Annotated in this window: 16 protein-coding genes and 1 pseudogene; all 17 read left to right on the top strand. The window is 48.1% G+C overall.

The annotated features are described in order from the left end of the window. Positions 1 to 2: 2 nt before the first annotated feature. Positions 3 to 1,355 (top strand): type VI secretion system baseplate subunit TssK, encoded by a 1,353-nt coding sequence (gene tssK, locus AM629_RS09725; protein WP_054478446.1) that lies wholly within the window; start codon positions 3 to 5, stop codon positions 1,353 to 1,355. Next, positions 1,355 to 2,125 (top strand): type IVB secretion system protein IcmH/DotU, encoded by a 771-nt coding sequence (gene icmH, locus AM629_RS09720; RefSeq protein WP_054478444.1) that lies wholly within the window; start codon positions 1,355 to 1,357, stop codon positions 2,123 to 2,125. Before tssK ends, icmH begins: the two co-directional genes overlap by 1 nt. A gap of 10 nt (positions 2,126 to 2,135) precedes the next feature. Further along, positions 2,136 to 4,775: a type VI secretion system ATPase TssH gene (gene tssH / locus AM629_RS09715; RefSeq protein ID WP_054478441.1), complete on the top strand. Its 2,640-nt coding sequence runs from the start codon at positions 2,136 to 2,138 to the stop codon at positions 4,773 to 4,775. Beyond that, complete coding sequence (locus AM629_RS09710) at positions 4,772 to 5,572, top strand: Fis family transcriptional regulator (protein ID WP_054478438.1); 801 nt, start codon at positions 4,772 to 4,774, stop codon at positions 5,570 to 5,572. The genes tssH and AM629_RS09710 overlap by 4 nt, the downstream gene beginning before the upstream one ends. Further along, complete coding sequence (gene vasI / locus AM629_RS09705; protein WP_054478436.1) at positions 5,569 to 6,216, top strand: type VI secretion system-associated protein VasI; 648 nt, start codon at positions 5,569 to 5,571, stop codon at positions 6,214 to 6,216. The genes AM629_RS09710 and vasI overlap by 4 nt, the downstream gene beginning before the upstream one ends. A gap of 5 nt (positions 6,217 to 6,221) precedes the next feature. Beyond that, entirely contained in the window at positions 6,222 to 7,637 is a 1,416-nt protein-coding gene (tssA, locus tag AM629_RS09700; protein WP_054478434.1) for a type VI secretion system protein TssA, read from the top strand. Beyond that, positions 7,634 to 11,179, top strand: coding sequence for a type VI secretion system membrane subunit TssM (gene tssM, locus AM629_RS09695; protein ID WP_054478432.1), 3,546 nt, complete (start codon positions 7,634 to 7,636; stop codon positions 11,177 to 11,179). Before tssA ends, tssM begins: the two co-directional genes overlap by 4 nt. Positions 11,180 to 11,230: 51 nt before the next feature. Beyond that, positions 11,231 to 12,577 carry a VasL domain-containing protein gene (locus AM629_RS09690; protein WP_054478429.1) on the top strand — a complete coding sequence of 449 codons (1,347 nt, stop codon included), beginning with the start codon at positions 11,231 to 11,233 and terminating at the stop codon, positions 12,575 to 12,577. A 33-nt stretch (positions 12,578 to 12,610) separates the two neighbouring features. Next, on the top strand, positions 12,611 to 14,575 hold the full coding sequence (locus AM629_RS09685; RefSeq protein ID WP_054478428.1) for a type VI secretion system Vgr family protein: 1,965 nt from the start codon (positions 12,611 to 12,613) through the stop codon (positions 14,573 to 14,575). 2 nt (positions 14,576 to 14,577) lie between these two features. After that, positions 14,578 to 15,573 carry a DUF4123 domain-containing protein gene (locus AM629_RS09680; RefSeq protein WP_054478426.1) on the top strand — a complete coding sequence of 332 codons (996 nt, stop codon included), beginning with the start codon at positions 14,578 to 14,580 and terminating at the stop codon, positions 15,571 to 15,573. Between the two features lie 33 nt (positions 15,574 to 15,606). Next, entirely contained in the window at positions 15,607 to 16,917 is a 1,311-nt protein-coding gene (locus AM629_RS24550) for a hypothetical protein (RefSeq protein WP_054478424.1), read from the top strand. Between the two features lie 76 nt (positions 16,918 to 16,993). After that, positions 16,994 to 17,611: a hypothetical protein gene (locus AM629_RS09670; RefSeq protein WP_235525441.1), complete on the top strand. Its 618-nt coding sequence runs from the start codon at positions 16,994 to 16,996 to the stop codon at positions 17,609 to 17,611. 275 nt (positions 17,612 to 17,886) lie between these two features. Further along, a complete protein-coding gene (locus AM629_RS09665; protein WP_054478420.1) occupies positions 17,887 to 18,156 on the top strand; it encodes a type VI secretion system PAAR protein in 270 nt (89 codons plus the stop codon). Between the two features lie 72 nt (positions 18,157 to 18,228). Then, positions 18,229 to 20,199, top strand: coding sequence for a type VI secretion system Vgr family protein (locus AM629_RS09660; protein ID WP_054478418.1), 1,971 nt, complete (start codon positions 18,229 to 18,231; stop codon positions 20,197 to 20,199). Beyond that, positions 20,199 to 21,125, top strand: coding sequence for a DUF4123 domain-containing protein (locus AM629_RS09655; protein ID WP_054478416.1), 927 nt, complete (start codon positions 20,199 to 20,201; stop codon positions 21,123 to 21,125). Before AM629_RS09660 ends, AM629_RS09655 begins: the two co-directional genes overlap by 1 nt. 22 nt (positions 21,126 to 21,147) lie before the next feature. After that, a complete protein-coding gene (locus AM629_RS09650) occupies positions 21,148 to 22,746 on the top strand; it encodes a hypothetical protein (protein WP_054478414.1) in 1,599 nt (532 codons plus the stop codon). Positions 22,747 to 22,808: 62 nt separating this feature from the next. Beyond that, positions 22,809 to 23,232 (top strand): annotated as a pseudogene (locus AM629_RS09645) (hypothetical protein); the annotation flags it as partial.

Raw genomic sequence — 23,232 nt, 5'->3', positions numbered from 1 at the left:
CTATGCCAGGCAAAAATCGGGTGATTTGGCGCGAAGGATTATTCATCAAGCCACAACACTTTCAACAACAACAAAAACATAATGACTATCTGGCACACAGCCGCCTGACGTCCCTCACCAGTTATGGTTACGGCTTCAGTTCTCTGATTATTGACAAAGATCTCCTCGCGTTGGGACGCATCGGTATCATCGAAGCCAGTGGTATCATGCCAGATGGTACCGTGTTCTCCGTTCCGTATCAGGATGTCACTCCTCAGCCCCTTGATGTCATAGATCTTCACGAGAACAACAGCAAAGATATCTATCTGGCACTGCCAATAACCAACGATACCCTCAATGAAATCTCCCATCCAGAATCCAATAGCGCCGGTGCTATGCGCTACCGCGAACATGTGAATGATATCCGTGATCTGCACACGGAGGGTGGAGATGTCAGTCAGGTCATACTGGCACAACTAACACCGGTTTTGAAACAGGGTTCAGAAGATCTCAGCGCTTTTACCGTACTCCCGCTATGCCAGATAATAGAGAAGCTTCCAACGGGAACCATCATATTAAATGAAGATTTCGTGCCAACTTGTACATCTATTAATGTCTCCAACAAACTCAAAAATTATATGGATGAAGTAGATAGGGCACTGATAGAACGAGCCAGATCACTCTCTAACCGGATTGGTTCTCCCGGTCAGCAAGGAGTAGCGGATGTTGCGGAATTTATGATGCTCCAGCTAGTTAACCGGATTCAGCCGTGGTTTACCCACTACGCCAGACAAACCATTCTGCATCCCGAACACTTTTTCACCCAGCTGATCCAAACCTGCGGTGAACTGAGAACCTTCACTCATGCATCCCGTCAAGTGGGCGATATACCGGAATATAATCACGACAGCCTGACTGATACATTCCATCAAGTCATGCATTCCATCCGCGAAGCAATGGGTGTTGTCCTGACCCCACGAGCGATCCCGATTAAACTACAAACTCAGTCAAATGGCATTCGGGTGGCAAATATCCATGATCGCGATGTATTGACCAAAGCGGATTTCATTCTGGCCATCCGCGCCGAAGTTCCACAGGAACAATTACTCCGTCAGTTTGTTAAGCAGACCAAAATCGCGTCTCAGGAAAGAATCCGCGAAATGGTCAGCGTTCAGTTGCCTGGCGTAGGACTGATTCCGCTTCCTGCCGCTCCTCGTCAGTTGCCTTATCACGCCGGCTACACCTATTTCCGTTTTGATCAGCAAGGTGCAGCATGGCAAGACATTCTCAAAGGTACCTCCATTGCCTTCCATGTTTCAGGAGATTTCCCCGGATTAGACCTGCAATTCTGGGCAGTCAGAAATGGGAGTGACTAATGAAGAACGAAGCCATTAACGACAACGCCATTTTGATGCAAGCAGAAACTGATACGACTTTGCACCGTCAGTATCAGTTACCGTTGCGCGGAGAAAGCCTAAACCCGATGATTGATGCCGCAACACCGTTGCTCGGCATGGTCATGCGTTTAAAAGACATGGGTGATGAGGCGCTACCGGATCAGCTTTATCAGCAGGTCGTCACCGATATCCAGGCAATCGAACAATTTTTACAAACCAAAGGTTATGAACCGGGCGCAATTGTCTCTTTCCGCTACATGCTGTGTACTTTCATTGATGAAACCGCACTGGGTCATGGCTGGAATAGTCAAAACGGCTGGCTGCAACAATCTCTATTGGTGCAATTCCACAATGAAACCTGGGGTGGTGAAAAAGTCTTTGTGCTACTGGAGCGTTTGATGGGTGAACTTCAACGCTATCAGCATCTACTGGAATTTATCTATCTCTGCTTCTGCCTCGGCTACCGTGGTCGCTACAAAGTGAGTTCGCAGAAAGGTGATGATTTTGAACGTTTATTCCGCCGGTTACATCAACAGTTACACTCGCTGCGAGGCGAAGCACCACCAACCATTCTGCACAGTAATGCCAACGAACGTGACAGCCGCTACCGTTTGGGTAAGCGTCTAACTATCAAACACCTCTTATGGAGCGGTATTGGTCTGCTCGCCGTGGTCTATGGCTTTTATGCTATCCGGCTGCACAACCAAACCCAGAACATATTACAACAGCTAAATAACTTACTGAGTTAGGAAATAACCGATGATTCAGATTGATCTACCCACATTAGTTAACCGCTTAAATCCGATGACCCGGCATGCGCTGGAAACGGCGGCAGCGCAGTGTGTCAGTCAGCAGCAACCTGAGATCACGGTCTCTCAGCTACTGTTGCAGATGATCAACACGCCTCTCAGTGATGTCAGAGCGATCTTCAGCCAAGCCGAAGTGGACAGTGACTTGCTAAAAGAACAGCTTGATCAGATGGTCCCTCACCATCAGGCAATGGTACAAGCCTACCCCAGCTTCTCACCCATGTTGGTGGAATGGCTACAGGATAGCTGGCTGTTAGCATCAACCGAGATGCAGCATCAGGAATTACGCAGCGGTGTCATGCTGATGACACTATTGTTCAGCCCATTACGCTACCTGACACCACAATCTTCCCGTTTGCTATCGGGAATTAACCGCGAATTACTGCGCCAGAATTTTACTCAGTGGACAGCAGGTTCAGCGGAACAACCGGTTGTAGAAAACGATAAAAACGGACAAGGCAAAAACGCAGCCAATAGTGACAGCTTACTCACCCGTTTTGCCCAAAATATGACAGAACAGGCTCGTCAGGGAAAACTCGATCCCGTTCTGTGCCGTGACGCGGAAATCGACCTGATGATCGATATTCTTTGCCGCCGACGTAAAAATAACCCCATTGTGGTGGGTGAAGCGGGCGTGGGGAAGAGCGCATTAATTGAAGGACTGGCTCTGCGCATTATCGACAATCAAGTACCAGAAAAATTGCGCAACAGTGAATTGATGACACTGGATCTGGGTGCATTACAGGCAGGTGCGGCGGTAAAAGGAGAATTTGAAAAACGTTTCAAAGGCATAATGAGTGAAATCAGCCAGTCATCTGTACCGATTATTCTATTTATCGATGAAGCTCATACGCTAATTGGTGCGGGTAATCAACAAGGCGGACTGGATATCTCTAACTTGCTGAAACCCGCTCTGGCACGTGGTGAACTGAAAACTATTGCCGCAACCACTTGGGGCGAATACAAAAAATATTTTGAAAAAGATGCTGCTCTCTCTCGCCGTTTTCAACTAGTCAAAGTGGCGGAACCCACAGCGGAAGAAGCCATTATCATTATGCGTGGCCTGCGGGCAATTTATGAACAATCTCATGGCGTATTGATCGATGACGAAGCACTGAAAGCCTCCGCCGTATTAAGTGACCGTTACCTCTCCGGTCGCCAGTTACCAGATAAAGCTATTGACGTATTAGATACCGCCTGTGCACGCGTTGCCATCAATCTGACTTCACCACCGCGTCAGATTTCCGCACTAAAAAATCAGCGCCACCAGCAGCAAATGGAATCGGATGTGCTGACGAGAGAACAGCGCATGGGGCTGAACCAACATACTGACAGGCTAGAGGCGCTTCAACAACAACAACAGGAAACGGCAGAAAAACTGGCTGAACTGGAAACCAGTTGGCAACAACAACAGCAATTGGTTCAACAAGTTATTGAACTGCGCCGTCAACTGTTAACAAATGAAACACCCGATGAAACCGAAGAGCATGAAGCACCTGCGGAAATCGTGACGGAAGAACTGGTTACAAAACTGTCTGAACTTAATCAACAGTTGGAACAGTTACAGCAACAACAAACGCTGGTTTCCCCTCATGTGGATAAAAACCAAATTGCGGCGGTTATCGCCGAATGGACTGGCGTCCCCCTTAACCGTTTGTCACAGAGTGAATTATCCATTGTCACTGAACTGCCAATTCATCTGGGGCAAAGCATCAAAGGGCAGGAATTTGCTATCAAATGCCTGCATCAACATCTATTAACTGCCAGAGCAGACCTGCGCCGTCCTGGTCGCCCACTGGGGGCCTTCCTGCTAGTGGGGCCAAGCGGTGTTGGTAAAACCGAAACCGTTTTACAGCTTGCGGAATTAATGTTCGGTGGCCGTCAGTACCTGACTACCATCAACATGTCCGAATTTCAGGAAAAACACACGGTTTCTCGCCTGATTGGTTCACCGCCGGGCTATGTCGGATATGGGGAAGGTGGCGTACTCACCGAAGCCATTCGCCAGAAACCGTATTCCGTCGTCCTACTTGATGAAGTGGAAAAAGCGCATCCTGACGTACTCAACCTGTTCTATCAAGCATTCGACAAAGGAGAACTGGCTGACGGTGAAGGCCGGGTGATTGACTGTAAAAATATCGTCTTCTTCCTGACATCCAACCTTGGCTATCAAACTATCGTTGATAATGCCGATAAACCGGAAAAGATGAATGACCTGCTCTACCCTGAACTGGCGGCATTCTTCAAACCGGCATTATTGGCGCGAATGGAAGTCGTACCTTACCTGCCTCTGGGATACGACACCCTGAAAACTATCATTCAAGGCAAACTGGCTCGCCTCGATAACCTGTTGCGTCAACGTTTCAATGCTGAAGTCACCATCAGTGATGACGTGATTGAAGAAATCCTGCAACGAGCAACTCGTGCTGAAAACGGTGCACGAATGCTGGAGTCAATCATTGACGGCGCGTTGTTACCACCGCTATCTCTGCTGTTGCTGCAAAAAATGGCCTCAGGGAAACAGATCCGGGCTATCCAGCTAACCGTTGATGAACATGAATTCAACGCGGTGGTTGAGGAACTCCAATGAAACAACGGCTGAAAAGCGCATTAGCGTTACTGGAAAATGACTCGATTGAGCAACTGGTTCATCACTTTCTTCAGGTGAACCACCAACGCCAGCGTTTTGATGCCTTGCTGGTTTCCCTACTTAACATGAATGAAAACCGTCTGGAATGTTATCGGTTACCAGCACCAAACCAGATAAGCGCCCTACAACTGGATGTCAATATCGGCGATATCAACCACCCGCTGGTACAAATTCTGTATAAAGGCACACCTATAACATGGGAATCACTCAATCAAGGGGTACGAATAGACAATCAGAACTTTCGCACCTTTATAGAAGAGTTGCCCTACCGCTGTGGCTTACATGCCATCCCACTGTTCAACTGCAACGGACAAGCATGTGGTGTGATTGCTGTTTTCGCCGAAGATGCTCATCGTTTTGCTGACGATAACAACATGTTTTACATCTACTGCCATGTCATGCAGCACCGACTGAAAAAATTACAGGAGTTGGAACAACTGCGTGAACAACTACGCCAAATTCGTCAAGTTTTTCAAGCTCAACGCCAGAAAGAAAAACAACTTGATGAACTACTGGCTTCGTTGAGCACCACCTCAGAAAACAAAACATCGGCCAACATCTCTCACGATTACAGCAAAATCGACAACCTGCCACAGGCACTCGAAGAGTTTGAATGTGCAATATTGGTCCAACGCCAACACATCTATGGCGATAACACCAAACGGATTGCAGAAAGCTTAGGCATTGCACCACGCACACTGACCTACAAGCTGGCGAAATACAGGTGTAAATTATGAGTTTCTTTTTACTTGTCAGTTCATTAATCGCATCCCTGACTGGCACACCTGAAATTCAGCCAGCTCAGGAAACCACAACGGCGCCCTCGCTACCGGCCTTGCTGCAATGCCGTTCAGAACCTTCACCGCTGATCAGGCTGGATTGCTATGACCGTCTATTAGATAAAGTGGATAGTGCTGTCGTCATTCCGTTAGAAAAAACTGGCCCGGCTTGGCGACAAGCCATGGAACAGGAAATGAAACGGACTGACCACTCAACGGGTTTTATCACGACTCAATCCAAAGGAATACCGACCCGCGTCATACTCACTACACCTGCGATCGGCGTTCCACCTCCACGACCGGTACTCGTACTGAGTTGTATCGATAGCATTACCCGGATACAAGTCGCCCTGACGACGCCACAAGACAGTGGCACAGTCATGATTTCGACTGACGTAACCCAATTCAGTGCTGACTGGTTTTTGCGCGAAAACGGTTACTTGCTGGAATCCAGCCGTGGGCTACCGGGCATTGAAACACTCAAACGACTGATGACAGGTGACACCCTGACCATCAAAACCAGCAACGGAAACCGGATGACATTCAACATTTCTCAACTGGAACAGGCGGTAAAACCCTTACGCTCCGCCTGTCGTTGGTGATCCCAATGGATATCAGGAAACAATTTGACTGGCAGGAACTCCTGCTGACACCGCTATCAGACGAACTGACCAGCAAGGAACTGAATGAGAACGAACTGGCTTGGGAATATATTGATGGTGAAATGATTAAGCTGGGATCACTGGCCCATTCCACGATCAACATTGAAGAAATCCAGCGCCAGGCGCTGCAACTATTCAGCGAAAAAAGTAAAGATTTCAGGCTGATGGTTCACCTGTTGCGGACACTACAACACAGCGGCAACCCCGCTGAGCTAATACTGGCAATGGAACTGCTAGCCGATTACATCAAACATTACTGGCAGATTGCCTGGCCACAAAAACCCCTGCTTAAGCGCCGTCTGGCGCAGCAGGTTATTAAACGTTTTGACTCTGCTCAGGCTAGCTTCTGTGAACAAGCGGATGAGACTCAACGGGAAGAAGCACAAGGCGCACTCGCTCATCTGGCGCAATGCTGGCATACCGACGAACCGGCACTGGCTAAAGAGATCGATCAGTTACGTTCCCGCTATGCCCGCAAGCCGACCCCCAAACTGGTAGCAGCCCCCACGGAACCAGCAGAAAACACAACACAACCGGCCGTTCCCCCAGCGCCGGACATAGCGGTAGACAGCTCCAGTGAAAAAGCCTGGAAACAGACACTGCTGACTGTGGCCGATCTACTATGCGAACGCCAGCCTGACTCCTCTACGGGCTATCGGCTGCGCCGTTATGCAATCTGGTACACACTGACTACCGCACCGATAGCCAACAGCGAAGGCAAAACTCCACTGGCGCCCATCTCAGCAGACCGTACTGCGGATTATCTGACGAAACTGCCCGCTGCCGATAAGTCTTTACTGCAACAGATAGAGCAGAGCCTGACGCTCGCCCCTTACTGGCTTGACGGACATGCTATCGCAGCTCAAGCCGCCGAGAAACTAGGTTATACCGCAGTTGCCAACGCCATCCGTGATGAACTGAAAGCATTTCTTGACCGCTTGCCGATTTTACAGACCCTATATTTTTCCGATATGAGTCCATTTATTTCAGCCACAACCCTGAACTGGCTGCAACCCCCAACAACCACTACGAGTAGTGGCGGCTCCACTCAGGATCAAGAAGCTATCTGGCAATGTTTCCAACAACATGGACTGGAAGCGGCACTCAACGCAGCAGAACAACATCAGCAACAACTGACTGAACCCCGAGATCAGTTCTACGGTCAACTGCTCACGGCACAATTGTTTGAAAAAGCGGGAATGACCGCACTGGCGCAACAACATTACCGACATCTATTGCAGGCAGGACAACACATGTTACTCACCCATTGGGAACCCAGCCTGTTGGCAGGACTGGCAGAAAAAGCCTCAACTCACTGCCCGCCAAAGGATACGGCAGCAAACAGGAGCGTTAACCCATGAACTGGCTTTCTCTTCTTCTGAAAAATATCAAAAAACCGGCAATGCCGCGTTTGCCACCACTCAAAGCCACATTCTCGCTGATACTGGCTCTTCTGCCCTGCCTGGCTCTTATCTGGATATGGTGGTGGGGACCGAGCTGGCAGTTCAAACAAACTTACCCGCTGGAAAATCTCTCTGCCCGCTGGCTGGCAACCGCTATCATCATCCTGGTAGTACTAGGTTTTGTCGGCACAAAAATCTGGCGTCGCTTACAGCAACTGGAAAAATTAAAACTAGATGTGGAACTGAAAGTCGTTGATCCGGTGCTGACCGACATTGCTCGTCAGGACAGCTACCTCAACCACTGGAAAGCGCAGCTACAACGCCATCTCGGCACCTGGGATTACCTTTACCAACGCCCCTGGTACTTAATGATTGGCAACACCGACAGCGGCAAAACTTCGCTTATCCAGGAAGGTTACAAATTGACTGACATTGCCGCGCCAGACGCTCTGAAAGGGGAAGATGGTCTTCCACTGCACCTACGCTGTTGGCTAGGAGAAAAAGCGGTCATTATCGACCCGGACGGTTTCCTTATTGACCAAACAGCCATGCCGGATAGCAACAAGCCCCAACTGCCCACTCGTCTGTGGCATGCCCTGCTTACCTGGCTGACTGAAAACCGTCAGCGTCAGCCTCTTAACGGTATTATCTTGACCGTAGATACCCACCGTTTACTGACCGACAACAAAGAACAACGTGAACGGTATATCGCTGCGCTCCACCTGCGCCTGCAAGATCTGCGATTAACCTTACACAACCATCTTCCCTTCTATCTGGTACTGACCAAACTTGATTTGCTACACGGCTTTGGTGCAGCATTCCAGTCATTGGACAGACCACAGCGCGCACAGATCTTGGGGGTCACCTTCAGCCTGAACGCCTCAGATGAGGACGGCTGGCGCACCGAACTGGCACAATTCTGGCACCAGTGGATGCAACAGCTTAACGCCGCTATGCCGGATATGATGCTCAACAAAGTGGATATCAGCCAACGCGGTCCGCTATTCAGCTTTACCCGTCAGATACAGGGATTGCACAGTTACCTGATACAGCTGCTGGATGGCCTGCTCTACAACGGCGGACCGGCACAACCCGGGCTGCGCGGTGTTTATCTCACCTCGTCGAAACAAATCGGCCAGATGGATGACACCTTCACCCAATCTGCTGCCGTGCAGTATCATCTGGGACACCAGGCATTTCCAACCTGGCCGGTCGCCGATACCGCTCCCTATTTCACCCGAACGCTGTTTGAAGAGGTCCTGCTGGCCGAACCCAATCTGGCCGCAGAGAACCGCCTCTGGTTAAGCCGGAACCGCCGAAAACTACTGACCTTCTCAACCGCCGGCTCAGTCATAGCACTGGCCCTGTGGACCGGCTGGCACTACTACTATCAGAAAAACTACCGGGCCGGCGAAGAAGTCCTGACGCAGGCTAAAAACTTCCTATCCGTTCCCCCACCCAAAGGGGAAGACCGTAACGGCAATTTACAATTGCCCCTGCTCAACCCTGTCCGGCAAGCCACCCTCGCCTACGGCGATTACCATCATAAAGGGCTGATCGCTGATATGGGACTCTATCAGGGTTCGGACGTTGGTCCGTATGTCGAAAGCACCTATCTGCAACTACTGTCTCAACGCTTCCTGCCAGCCCTGATGAACGGCCTGCTAGATGACCTGAATCACGCCCCCAAAGGAAGTGAAGAAAAACTGGAAGTACTGCGTATCATACGGATGCTGGAAGATGGCAGTGGTCGCAATAAATCGCTGGTCGAACAGTATATGCGGGAACGCTGGAGCCATACCTTTAACGGCCAGCGCCCGACGCAGGAACAACTGCTGACCCATCTGGACTATGCTCTGGATCACACCGACTGGCGGGCCGCACGGGAAGCCGGTGACCCAGCAGCCATCAGCAGCTTCGCGCCTTACAAGCTCCCACTCATCAATGCCCAAAAGGAACTCAGTCAGCTTTCCATTTACCAGCGGGTCTATCAGAACCTGCGCCTTAAAGCCCAGGATTCTCTGCCACCACCGCTCAACCTGCGCGACCAGATTGGCCCCAGTTTTGACAGTATCTTTATCGCCAATAATGACAAGCAGCTGATTATCCCCCAGTTCCTGACAATGAATGGTTTGAACAACTACTTCGTCAAACAGGACGACCAGTTGATTGACCTCACCGTGATGGACAGTTGGGTGCTGAACCTGTCACACAACGTCCAATACAGCGAAACTGACCGTAAAGAAATCCAGCGACAAATCACAGAGCAATATCTGGGGGATTACACCGCCACTTGGCGCAGCGCCATGAACAATCTGGACATCCGCGATTTTACTGATATCCCGCAGGCCATCGGCGCCATTGAGCAGGTCATCAGCGGAGAACAGCCAATCAGCCGGGCGTTGCAAATCCTCAGCGACAACACCCGCCTGCCGGTGATTAACGATACCCTGCCCGCCAAAGAGCAGCAGCAGTTACGTGATGCGCCGGACTACCGCCTGTTGGTGCGTGTCAACCGGGAATTCGCCCCGGAAACTGCGGTACTGATGGAATACGGCGAAAAAAACAGCACCCTACAGGAAGTTTACCAGAAACTAACCGCACTACACCGCTACCTGCTGGCTATCCAGAACGCACCCGTGCCGGGCAAAGCCGCCCTGAAAGCCGTTCAGATGCGGCTTGAACAGAACAACAGCGACCCGATTTTCGACGTGCAGCAGATGGCGAAAAACCTGCCAGAGCCACTTAACCGCTGGGTTGGCGAACTGGCAGAACAGACATGGCGGGTCGTCATGATGGAAGCCGTCCGCTCGTTGGAAGTTGAATGGCATGACAACGTAGTCAAACAGTACCAGACCTATCTGGCCGGACGCTATCCATTCAACCCGGATGCCACTCAGGATGTCCCGCTCAGTGAGTTCGACCGCTTCTTCCGTCCGGGTGGGACACTGGATGCCTTCTATCAGCAGAACCTCAAACCCTTTGTTGAAAACAACCTAACCTACAGCGCTGACGGTCAACAACTTATCCGCCCGGATGTACTGGCACAACTGAAGCTGGCTGACCGTATCCGCGACACCTTCTTCACCCCGCAAAATGGCCTTGGTACCCAGTTTGCCATTGAGCCTATCAGCCTGACTGGCAACAAACGCCGCAGCCTGCTCAATCTCGATGGTCAGCTACTCGATTATGCCCATGGTCGCAGCAGCATCGTACATCTGGTCTGGCCAAACTCCATGCGCGCCGGGGTGGAAAGTCAACTCACCCTGATACCGGATGCCAGCGGCAAATCCCCGCGTTCAATCAGCTTCACCGGCCCGTGGGCCCAGCTGAGGCTGATTAACAGTGGCAAACTGACCAACGTGCGTCAGGATTCGTTTGATGTGCTGTTCTCCGTTGATGGCGGAGATATGACCTACCGTATCTACGTGGATGAATCTGACAACCCGTTTGCCGGTGGCCTATTCAGCCGATTCCAGCTGCCTGACACCCTCTACTAATCAAAAAAACCTGTCCCCCGCGCCGGCGGGGGTAGGTAAGGATGAACTGCCATGAATGAACACCCTGAAAACCTGATTATCCGTGCCGGTGGTAACCCAATGAACCTGCCGGCATTCACCGCGATACGCGAAGAAATCAACAAAATTAACCACCCGTCTCAGCCAGCGGTAAACTGGCAACTGATTGAATCGCTGGCCCTGACCCTGTTCCGCTCCCACGGCGTCGATTTACAAAGTGCAATTTACTACACCCTGGCCCGAATGCAGCTGAGCGGTCTGTCCGGTTTTACCGAAGGCTGTGAACTGCTGGCTGGCGTGATTGTCAGCCAGTGGGATGAACTATGGCCGCCACAGCCGACGGTACGGACCGAAATGCTCGACTGGTTTAACACCCGCAGCGGCAATGCGCTGCGCCAGCACGATTACACCACGCGCGACCTGCGCATGATTTATCGGGCGGAACGGGCCTTACAGCTGATAGTTGACCGACTCCAACAATCCGATCTGAAACGCCTGCCTAAAGTCGAAAACCTATTATGGTTTTTCCAAAACACCGCGAAAAAACTGGAAAGTGCCCGCATCATACCCAAACCCGCAGCCAAACCGGTGCAAATGCCGCCGCTGGTTTACCTCGCCAATACAGAGCCGGAACCGGCAGAACCCGAAACCAGCTACGATGCCAGCTATGACGATCAACCCAAAGTACAGGTCCGGTTTCCTGAGCCACCTCCCCGGTCAATGAATGCCCTACAGGGCTTCGGACTGGGTGTACTGCTGGGTGTTTTTGTCCTGACGGGCAGTTGGCTGGGGTTTTACAAACCCTTACAACAACAGCTCACTGCCCTGACCGGAACACAGGATGGCGCGAGACTGGCCTGGTTGTATCAGCCCGACCTGCAAACCTATGGACAACAGTTAACCCGGTTAACCGACACCTCCCCGCTGGTCGTGCTGCAAAATGCCGAACAACTGACCGATATAGCACAGAAAACCTGGCCACTGGACAACAAACAACAACATGAAACCGACCGCTGGCGGCAGTTACAGGCCGTAAGACTGGAGAACGCTCCAGTACAGGGCAGCTGGCATCAGACTCAGCATCAACTCCAGCAACTGGCCGACAAAATCCTTGAACAGGAACGCAACCGTGGCAGTTTCACCCTCTCTTACCTGAAAACAGCTATCTATCAGATACAGAACAGCCACAACCGTGAAGTGCCGCTGGAAGAATTGTTACGCCAATTCTCCACGGCGATAGAACAGGGGCAGACCGTCTCACCCGCACTGATAAAAAAAACTGACGACCGCTTTAATGCCCTGCTTAGCCGTTACTACACATTACAAAAAGACGCCGGACTGACCACACAGAAGCAACCGCTCAACCCGTTAAGCCAATAAACACCCCATGACAATGTCATCAGGAGAAAACTCATGGCAGATTCAGGACTGGTTTTTACCCTCACCGTGGGTAACCTCCCTGCTCAGACTTTTGCAGTCGTTGAATTTACACTGAATGAAGCTCTGTCAACCCCATTCAGTCTCGACACCACGCTCACCAGCGCTAACCCCGACATCGATTTTAAAGATGTCCTGGATAACTCCGCCACCCTGACCGTCTACCGGGACGGACTGCCCGAACGCGAGGTGACCGGAATTATCACCCAGTTTGAACAAAGCACCACCGGACGCCATCGTAGTCATTACTCCCTGACCCTCCAGCCGGCGCTATGGCGGGCCGGATTACGCGTCAACTCCCGGATTTTTCAGCATCAATCCATTACCGATATCATTGACACCCTGCTGAAAGAGAATGGCATCCGGGATATGGTCTATACCCTCGGCTATGAACATCCCGAGCGGGAATTCTGCGTACAGTACGACGAAAGTGACCTGGCCTTTCTCCACCGCTTATTAGCTGATGAAGGGATTTTTTACTACTTTGAGTTTAATCAGGGGAAAAACGGCCAGACAATTTTCTTTGCCGATTCCTGCCTGGCACTCGGTAACCGCTTCTCCGTTCCCTATAACCCAACACCGGATGTGCAGGGAATACAGGGCAGTATCCAGCAGTTCCGCTGGCGTGAACAGGTCGGGATTCAGGGCATTTCTCTGCGGGACCGCACCTTTAAAAATCCCCCCTGGACCGCCGAATATTACTTTCACGAGTCTAAATCGGCCAACCAGCGAACCGATTTACCCAGTTATTATCACTATGATTTCCCCGGGCGTTATAAAGACGAACGCGGGGAACGCATGAGCCGTTATCGTCTGGAAGCCTTGCGCCGCAATGACCTCCTCGGCCACGCGCAAAGTGACTGCTTTTTCCTCTGGCCGGGCCTCATGTTTACCCTCGCCCAGCACCCGAAAGAGAAATTTAATGTCCCGTGGCAGGTCATCAGCATCCACCACCATGGCCGGCAGCCACAGGCCGATGAAACCCGCTCCGGGGGCACCGGCACCACGCTGACCAACCACTTTACCTTTGGCGACCGCGACCGTTCCTGGCGTCCCTCCCCCTACCCCAAACCCCGTATTGATGGCCTGCAAGTGGCCACCGTGGTCGGTCCCGAAGGGGAAGAAATCTTTTGTGACGAATACGGTCGGGTGCGGGTACAGTTTGCCTGGGATCAATATGGTCAGTTTAACGACCAGAGTTCCTGCTGGATACGGGTCAGCCAGGCATGGGCGGGAAAAGGCTGGGGCATGATGGCCATCCCGCGCGTCGGTCAGGAAGTGCTGGTAGACTTTTTACATGGCGATCCGGACCAGCCGATTATCACCGGGCGCACTTACCATGCCAGCAACCTCCCGCCAAACCGCCTGCCGATGACTAAAACCCAGATGTCAATCCGGTCAAAAACTCACAAAGGGGAAGGCTTTAACGAACTGCGTTTTGAAGACGAAAAAGATCAGGAAGAAGTGTTTATTCACGCCCAGAAAAATCTGGCGATTCAGGTACGCAACTCCCGGGACGAGCGGATTAACTACAACCGGACCACCAGTATCGGCCATGATGACGAACTGGTGATTGCCAACAACCGCAAAGTAACCGTAGAAGGGCAACAGGAGCATAAAACGACCGGAAGTTATATCGAGTTAATCGAGCGGGACAAAAATCTAGTTATAAAAGGCGATGATATTAGATCAGTTGCAGGTACATTAGGCTATCAAGCAGAAGGGGATATCACCATAAAAAGTGATACCCGGATAACCTTACGGGTTGGCAACAATTTTATTGTCATTCATCATGGAGGGGTAGATATAAAAGGGACTACAATAAATTTAAACTCAACGGGCAGCCCAGGTGATGTTTCTTTACCTGCCATGCCTTCAGTTTTGAAAGCCGCCGCAGCGCTCGGTATGCCATTTGTCGCCCACTGTAGCTCAAAGGAATAATCATGGAAAAAGCAAACTATTATGCAATAATTGATGGGGCACTGGTCCATGATTTATATGATATGTTGGAACAATTAAATCCAGTTTCATCCTGCTTATATACAAACATCTCCAGCAAAGAAGAACAAATAAATTCACCTCACCTCGTTGAATTAACTCAGCCCGTTAAAGTCTGGCTGTCGAGAAAAAAAGATCCCTGGGGGCTGTATTTATTATCAGAATATCCATTTGAAAAATTACGACAGCATCTCAGAAAATATTTGCAGGTCTTCATTCCTATTGAAAAAAAACCCGTATTTTTTCGATATTATGACCCCAGGGTATTCTGGATTTTTATTGACATCTTAAGCCATGATGAGCTTAACCGGTTTCTGTCACCTATAAAGAAAGTCATCAGCTACCACCACGGAATATATAGAGAAAGCGCTCCGTTTGAATACAATAGCGAAGCATCCTTTCAGAATAAGGATAAATTCTTCAAAATAACCCCAGAACAATATCAGATTTTTAATGATAAACACTATGAACAATATATTGTAGCGTTGACACACCATATGCTTGCATACTGGTGTGACATTTTCCTGTCTGAAAAAAATGTGCCTGATGATATATTTCACACGTTAGCGAGCAAAAATCCCAATGAGAAATTCGAAGATATTTTCGAGGCCCTGATGATTTTTCCCTATGAATATTACATGATAAATAAAGCGGCTATTGATAGGATCAACAGCAAAATATACTATATATACCGCAGCTCTCTTCATGAAAAATATCGGGAAATAAACAATTTTGTAGTAGATATCTATGCATTTTGTCAGCAGAATAATATTATTGATGATGTTTCAATAAAGACACTAATGAAACTGTGTATTATAAAAGAAATTTTATCAGCCAACGATATTCCCGAGGGATGGCTACATCATCTAATGAATAAAGATGAACCCGGTTTCTATAATGTTAAGATTGTTTCTGAACTCAATAAAAGAAACATCATATAAAGAACCATCAGATAACATCTAAAAGGAGTCAATATGACAACATTTAATGCAGGAAAAGCCTGTGCAACCTGTCCCCCCGAAGAATATAAAGAAGTTATGAAACAGGGCATATACAGCCAGCAAATAAAGATTTATAACAATAATGAAATTTCAATACCATTAGAAAACATTCCTTATTATATCCGAATTGAAAAAAACAAACATATAATATCGGGAAAAACAGATGACAAATTTTTGACTGAACGAATATACACAAAAGAAGCAGAAAATATCCGTATCGTTGTTGGGCGTGATGCGGGAATATTACAACGCAGAAAAAGTGAATATATTACAAACGCCAAATCATCCTCAACGAAAACGGCCTTAAATAAACCGACATATGAGATAGAATATCCAATATGTGGTTATGATTATATCAGCGTTGTCGCCGCCAGAACGGAAGGCCCGGATTATTCGCTTGGTGGTGTGACCAGAGGATTTTCCGCCCCAATAGGTAACCAGTATATGTTTATTAATCAGGGAATAAGGCAACTGGGCGAATACCCTGCAACAACACCGGATTATAAAATACAACGTATCCTGGTTGTTTTCGCATTAGGGTATACTAACCATGACATTAAGGTTATTAATCAGTACACGCAAGATAAAGGTGGAAGAATTGTTTATGTCAGAAACTCAGATGAACTCGTGCAATTTTTGTCTGAGCGAAAGAGTAAAAAAAGACTCATTAAACAGTTAGATATATTCTCTCATGGCATCATATTGAATATCCCTTTTCATTTCTATGCTGAAAATATCTTTAGTGGCTATAATGATCCAGCAGGTGATTTTACACTGGAGAAAATTATGCAGATTGATGAAAAAATCTTTGATTATGATGCTGTCGTTACTTCCTATGCATGCAGAACAGGCATCGCTGTTGACGAAGACGATTTCACAAATACCGATCCGGGCTATGAACATAGTCTGGCTCAATTAATGGCAGATACCTGGGAGGTCGAAGTCCGGGCATTTGCCATGCGCAGTCATTATGGCAAGACTTATGGCACTAAAACAGAAATAAACGAGGCAGAAAAGCATCGAGAGGAGATTATGAAATATGACAATGACTATGATTATTATACGAATAATAAATATTTTAATCCAGAACTTAAAGAACCAATCAGGCCCCTAAATTATGAAAAGTATAAACAACAAATTGCCAGTATAAAAACAAGAAATAAAAACACCAAGCAAGGTGGCCCAATAGATCCACATGGCGCATGGCATAAACCCGGAACTGCGGAGAGTCCAAAAGGGTTGCCTAAAGGCTTACGAACCTACCTGCCCAGAAGATGGGAATAATATGAAAAAAATTTATCGTATTATTATAGTCCTGATTATCGGGGCCTGTTTTCTTTGGTTATGGAATCATATTAACATGAAAAATAAAATGGCAGTACTTGTCGATAACCCCGATCCCAACTACCTGTATGATAAAGTCTGGTTCGATGCCAGCAAATGGTTAAATAGTGGCGATTATATTAAAATAAATGATTTTTATTTAATAAAACTGAAACCTATAAACCTGAATCAAGTTAAAAACTCAGAGTATTTTATATATTATAAAATATATTATAATATACGTCATAGAACTTATGGTGATCTGGATAGGACTGCCAATTTTAATGAATTAGTCCAAAAGGTAATAGGTCCAGCAGATATCAAAGGAGAAACCGATGCAAAGACAGATCTTGAAGGCACAGAAAGATTATCCAAACTCATATCGATCCCTAGATATGAATATCTCTATAGCACATTTGATAATGAGAAACAGCAACCAGTTATTGATAGCCTACTGGTCAGTTTTTCTTACAAAGACCAAAAATACGAAATGGTAATAGATGCGGTTATTGATGAAGAAGACAAAAAAAATCAGCTTCCGTACAGTTATATTGTGTTAACAGAAAGCATCCAACACCATGGATCTTTTTACAAAGCAAATGATTTATTAACTTATAAGCTGTATCTGGAAGAAAAACAGAAAGAGAAAAAATAGCCTTATTCATGATGACCAATAATGTCTGAGTAATTATGGCAACAGATATCAGTGATAAATGAAGCACTCAGTCCGCTATTGAGATCCATCCTCCCTATCATTTTGATAGGGAGGATTTATTATCACTCGAAAACAACATAAAAATACAAATAACAACGAAAAACTTATTACAACTCGCTAATGACATGAAATAAAAAGAAGTTTCCAGCCTATTTAATTAATAGGAAATTTATTCTTCAAAATAAACTTAATTTCTCTTAAATAAGGAAAACACAATGGGAAACGCAGTAAAAATAGGTGATATCGGTACAGCACACGATGATTGTGAAGCGACATCGGTAATTTCCGGCTCCACCAGTGTGAAAGCCGATGGTATTCCTCTCGCCCGCCAAGGCGATAGCTTAGCACCGCATTCCTCTCATCCCCGAACCATTGCAGGCGGTTCTAGCACCGTCTTCATTGATGGCAAACCCGCCGCCAGAACCGGTGATGCCGTCAGCTGTGGCGGCGTGGTCATTGGCGGAGGCAGCGTCAATATTGGTTGAACAGACTGACCAGAACTAACCAACCCGTTAAGCCAATAAACACCCCATGACAATGTCATCAGGAGAAAACTCATGGCAGATTCAGGACTGGTTTTTACCCTCACCGTGGGTAACCTCCCTGCTCAGACTTTTGCAGTCGTTGAATTTACACTGAATGAAGCTCTGTCAACCCCATTCAGTCTCGACACCACGCTCACCAGCGCTAACCCCGACATCGATTTTAAAGATGTCCTGGATAACTCCGCCACCCTGACCGTCTACCGGGACGGACTACCCGAACGCGAGGTGACTGGAATTATCACCCAGTTTGAACAAAGCACCACCGGACGCCATCGTAGTCATTACTCCCTGACCCTCCAGCCGGCGCTATGGCGGGCCGGATTACGCGTCAACTCCCGGATTTTTCAGCATCAATCCATTACCGATATCATTGACACCCTGCTGAAAGAGAATGGCATCCGGGATATGGTCTATACCCTCGGCTATGAACATCCCGAGCGGGAATTCTGCGTACAGTACGACGAAAGTGACCTGGCCTTTCTCCACCGCTTATTAGCTGATGAAGGGATTTTTTACTACTTTGAGTTTAATCAGGGGAAAAACGGCCAGACAATTTTCTTTGCCGATTCCTGCCTGGCACTCGGTAACCGCTTCTCCGTTCCCTATAACCCAACACCGGATGTGCAGGGAATACAGGGCAGTATCCAGCAGTTCCGCTGGCGTGAACAGGTCGGGATTCAGGGCATTTCTCTGCGGGACCGCACCTTTAAAAATCCCCCCTGGACCGCCGAATATTACTTTCACGAGTCTAAATCGGCCAACCAGCGAACCGATTTACCCAGTTATTATCACTATGATTTCCCCGGGCGTTATAAAGACGAACGCGGGGAACGCATGAGCCGTTATCGTCTGGAAGCCTTGCGCCGCAATGACCTCCTCGGCCACGCGCAAAGTGACTGCTTTTTCCTCTGGCCGGGCCTCATGTTTACCCTCGCCCAGCACCCGAAAGAGAAATTTAATGTCCCGTGGCAGGTCATCAGCATCCACCACCATGGCCGGCAGCCACAGGCCGATGAAACCCGCTCCGGGGGCACCGGCACCACGCTGACCAACCACTTTACCTTTGGCGACCGCGACCGTTCCTGGCGTCCCTCCCCCTACCCCAAACCCCGTATTGACGGCCTGCAAGTGGCCACCGTGGTCGGTCCCGAAGGGGAAGAAATCTTTTGTGACGAATACGGTCGGGTGCGGGTACAGTTTGCCTGGGATCAATATGGTCAGTTTAACGACCAGAGTTCCTGCTGGATACGGGTCAGCCAGGCATGGGCGGGAAAAGGCTGGGGCATGATGGCCATCCCGCGCGTCGGTCAGGAAGTGCTGGTAGACTTTTTACATGGCGATCCGGACCAGCCGATTATCACCGGGCGCACTTACCATGCCAGCAACCTCCCGCCAAACCGCCTGCCGATGACTAAAACCCAGATGTCAATCCGGTCAAAAACCCACAAAGGGGAAGGCTTTAACGAACTGCGTTTTGAAGACGAAAAAGATCAGGAAGAAGTGTTTATTCACGCCCAGAAAAATCTGGCGATTCAGGTACGCAACTCCCGGGACGAGCGGATTAACTACAACCGGACCACCAGTATCGGCCATGATGACGAACTGGTGATTGCCAACAACCGCAAAGTAACCGTAGAAGGGCAACAGGAGCATAAAACGACCGGGAACTATCTTGCCCAGATTGACGGTGACAACGCGTTGCAGGTCAAAGGTGATGTGGCCCAAAAAATCCAGGGCGTATTCAGTGTTGACGCGAACGGTGACCTCACTGTGCAAAGTGGCAGCAAAATCAGCCTGCGAGTCGGCGGTAACTTTATCGTCATTCATGCCGGGGGCGTTGATATCAAAGGCCCGGCCATTAATCTCAATTCCGGTGGCAGCCCGGGAGACTTATTGCAACCGGCTAATCCGGCGATTCTACAGGCCGCCGCCAGTGCCGGCTCCCTGTTCGTCGCTCACTGTCCGATGAAGGATGATCAGTAATGGCAGAAGAAAAACGTTATGCCGTCATTGACGGTGCCGCCGAACCCCGACTGTTTTTTATCCTGGAACACTTTGATCCGCCTGTGACGTGTCTGTATGACGAATCTTTACAGCCTGAACTCTTGAAAGTGGCTCCATATCTGGTGGAGGTGACCGAAAAAGTCGGGCTTTTTCTGGCAGAATGGGGAACGCCCTGGGGAATACTTCTTCACTCGCAAGCCGACATGAAAACACTGCGCCAGCATCTGCGTAAATATCTTCAGGTCTTATTGCCCGATCAGGCCAAACCGGTGTTTTTCCGATTTTATGACCCGCGCAATATCTGGGATTTTCTCAGCATCCTGAATGACTGGGAAATTCACTGTTTTCTCGGGCCGATAGATAAAATTGCCACAAATTATCCGGGGATTGACAGGCAGGATAGTTTTCACGCCGCCAGAAAACAATTTCCCGCCGAAGCCCGTTCCAGACAAAAAATGTTGAAAATTACCAAAGAGCAATATGCTCATTTCAACCATCTCTTCGCACAAAGATATATTAATAAATTGACGCATTTTATTAATGAAGTGAGTTATTATCATGCAGCCGATGCAATGAATATTCCACACTCCGTCCTTACGGCACTTTCAGACAAGATATTAATCAACCCGCTTCCTAATATTCCGTCTTCTCCAACCCATATAGATGAAGAGGCATTAATACGTCATCAAAATCTGGCAGAGGCGTGTTTTTATTTTTGTCAGGATAACGAAATCACCGATGAACGTTCTATCCGGGGATTTCTCTATCTGCTGATGGAAAGGCGCATTGAGCAGTTTCAGCACATCCCGCCAACATGGTTAGCTCAACTCAGCGATAATCAAGGGCCAGGCTATTATCGAATGGAAAAATTATTAACCAGCGAATTAGGGTTTATTCCCAAATAAACCCGCTAATAAGGTAATCGATATGACTCAACAACGTACTTCTCCCCCTGCCGGGGCTGCTTGTATGACATGTAACAACCCCGATCCCTGTCTCTGTGAAATCAGTGTCACTTTTGATAAGAAAACTCAGGTCTGGCCTAAAAAGCCCATGATTAACATGAACCTTGTTGATGATGGGAAAGGCCAAACCGGGACAATACACATTGCAGAAAAGTGTGATCACGCCAAACATCAGGCTGTACTGCTTGGGGGACCAAAAGAGAAAACATTAAAATTTAATACGCCTGAAAAGGTCACGTTATTCTACAAAGAGCACTTAGAAGACACCGATATTGAAAACGGTCTGGAAAGTGTCGTGTCTTATCTGTCTAATATTGCTAACCCCACCGATATGTACAAAGCTCCCCGATATTATAAGCTCGTGACAGAAGCCTGTACGGGTCGCCAAAAGTACGTGACGATAGCGGTTTACCCCTCGGTCAGTTTTATGATCTCGGTGGGATTTGGCTTTGATTTTTCCCATGGTGAACGGCCCATTAAAGAACGGCGTGATGAACAGAGAAAAGCCCGTCAGGCTATGGCAAATGTCAAACCTAAAGATGGCAATAAATTGCGTGGCGGGTGGACCGTTCACACGGATAAATTTTACCTGACCAGAGAAACCGCCCTTAACGTTGAGTACGCCTTAACCGTTCAGGATATGGATTACTCAAACAAATTTGCCAAAGCCAATAAAGTCAGGAAAACCCGGGAGAGTTTAGATGCCATCAATCGGGTCGAAAAACTGTTGGGATACACGAAAAAATACCTGGCGCCCGCGCCTGATTCAAAAGGTAAAGGTACCCATGATTACCAACTGTTTGACCTCAAAATTGATCCCATCAACATCGGGCTGGCTTATGCCTATAACCGAACCACCTCAGTCGATGACAGCTCCCATTTTGTGGGTTTCAGCGCCGCCCCGTTTATGGGCATGACGGCCAAACTGGACCTCATCCAAATGGGTGCCGCTTATTGCAAGATAGACAAAATTGCCGCCAAATTCCGGAAAGCAATAGAACGTAAGAATGCGAATGACAAAAACTACTTAGAGATTGAATGTTGCCTTATTTTGACCTGCAATCTGTCCTTTCAGCTGGGTGCTGCCTATAAAAGCAAGCAATGGACTTTTGATGCCGGTAATAAAAATGCGCTGAAATTAAGCCTGGAAGGAAAAATAAATGCCGCCTTTAAGACCAAGATTATGATAATGGAAGTTGCGCTAAATGCGAAAGGCGCTATCAAAACTGCGGCAGGTTTTAAATTCGATCAACATGATAAGGGGATCGATCTCGTCGGTTACCACGATGGGATTACAGCTGAAATTGAGGTAACTGCGGATACAAAGAAAGAAGAAAATAGAAAATCTATAGTTAAAGTCAAGAAGAAGTGGGTTATTGCCGATCCGTTAAAAGCCAGCGAATCCCCGTTAAGAATAAATCTGCTAGGGGAAGAACAGCTTATTACCCGACCTGAAACGGTCCCAGGGGCTGAAATAGCACCGTGGGAAATGGGTTATAACCCTAAACCTAAGCTGGATAATATCCCATTTATCACAACGGGATTCCCAGGAATGAGATAAGAAAGAAAAAAGGATAAAAAATGAAATTAAAACTGTTATTACTATTATCAGGAGTGCTTTTTATGTTTAGTACCCAAGCAAATGAACCCCGGCTATATATTCGCAGCGTATTTGATATCCAATATGCCTTTTGTGCCATTAAAACTAATGACATACTGGGAATGGATAACCGTAATTCAGCCCGAGCAGGCCGAGGATTTGGTACTGGAAGCACTGGCTCTATGCTATTCATGGCAAATGGCGAAAATGAAATTAGTCTGGAATTTGGTGCTTTAAGTTGGTTCTCCCCAGATGAAATGTCAGATAAGGCCCGTAATCATTTCAACCCTGAAGCTAAATGTAAGTTGGAGTTAACCGCCATGCGCGGTAAAAACAGCCAGATTCTGACAGCGATTGAAGTGGCGATTGATGAAAATGATCAACCCGTGGCAACAAAATCGAAGGATGAAACCAAATACGCCACTATCAGTACGCCGGTTATCCGCC

The organism is Photorhabdus heterorhabditis (genome assembly GCF_001280945.1).
In the GTDB taxonomy this organism is placed as follows: domain Bacteria; phylum Pseudomonadota; class Gammaproteobacteria; order Enterobacterales; family Enterobacteriaceae; genus Photorhabdus; species Photorhabdus heterorhabditis.
Note: the sequence above shows the minus strand (reverse complement) of the source record. Positions and strands in the feature narration are given on the sequence as shown.

What these genes read in the sequence shown, in the direction of transcription:
- tssK (WP_054478446.1), top strand. Translation starts at nt 3, where the DNA reads ATGCCAGGCAAAAATCGGGTGATTTGGCGCGAAGGATTATTCATCAAG.
- icmH (WP_054478444.1), top strand. Translation starts at nt 1,355, where the DNA reads ATGAAGAACGAAGCCATTAACGACAACGCCATTTTGATGCAAGCAGAA.
- tssH (WP_054478441.1), top strand. Translation starts at nt 2,136, where the DNA reads ATGATTCAGATTGATCTACCCACATTAGTTAACCGCTTAAATCCGATG.
- AM629_RS09710 (WP_054478438.1), top strand. Translation starts at nt 4,772, where the DNA reads ATGAAACAACGGCTGAAAAGCGCATTAGCGTTACTGGAAAATGACTCG.
- vasI (WP_054478436.1), top strand. Translation starts at nt 5,569, where the DNA reads ATGAGTTTCTTTTTACTTGTCAGTTCATTAATCGCATCCCTGACTGGC.
- tssA (WP_054478434.1), top strand. Translation starts at nt 6,222, where the DNA reads ATGGATATCAGGAAACAATTTGACTGGCAGGAACTCCTGCTGACACCG.
- tssM (WP_054478432.1), top strand. Translation starts at nt 7,634, where the DNA reads ATGAACTGGCTTTCTCTTCTTCTGAAAAATATCAAAAAACCGGCAATG.
- AM629_RS09690 (WP_054478429.1), top strand. Translation starts at nt 11,231, where the DNA reads ATGAATGAACACCCTGAAAACCTGATTATCCGTGCCGGTGGTAACCCA.
- AM629_RS09685 (WP_054478428.1), top strand. Translation starts at nt 12,611, where the DNA reads ATGGCAGATTCAGGACTGGTTTTTACCCTCACCGTGGGTAACCTCCCT.
- AM629_RS09680 (WP_054478426.1), top strand. Translation starts at nt 14,578, where the DNA reads ATGGAAAAAGCAAACTATTATGCAATAATTGATGGGGCACTGGTCCAT.
- AM629_RS24550 (WP_054478424.1), top strand. Translation starts at nt 15,607, where the DNA reads ATGACAACATTTAATGCAGGAAAAGCCTGTGCAACCTGTCCCCCCGAA.
- AM629_RS09670 (WP_235525441.1), top strand. Translation starts at nt 16,994, where the DNA reads ATGAAAAATAAAATGGCAGTACTTGTCGATAACCCCGATCCCAACTAC.
- AM629_RS09665 (WP_054478420.1), top strand. Translation starts at nt 17,887, where the DNA reads ATGGGAAACGCAGTAAAAATAGGTGATATCGGTACAGCACACGATGAT.
- AM629_RS09660 (WP_054478418.1), top strand. Translation starts at nt 18,229, where the DNA reads ATGGCAGATTCAGGACTGGTTTTTACCCTCACCGTGGGTAACCTCCCT.
- AM629_RS09655 (WP_054478416.1), top strand. Translation starts at nt 20,199, where the DNA reads ATGGCAGAAGAAAAACGTTATGCCGTCATTGACGGTGCCGCCGAACCC.
- AM629_RS09650 (WP_054478414.1), top strand. Translation starts at nt 21,148, where the DNA reads ATGACTCAACAACGTACTTCTCCCCCTGCCGGGGCTGCTTGTATGACA.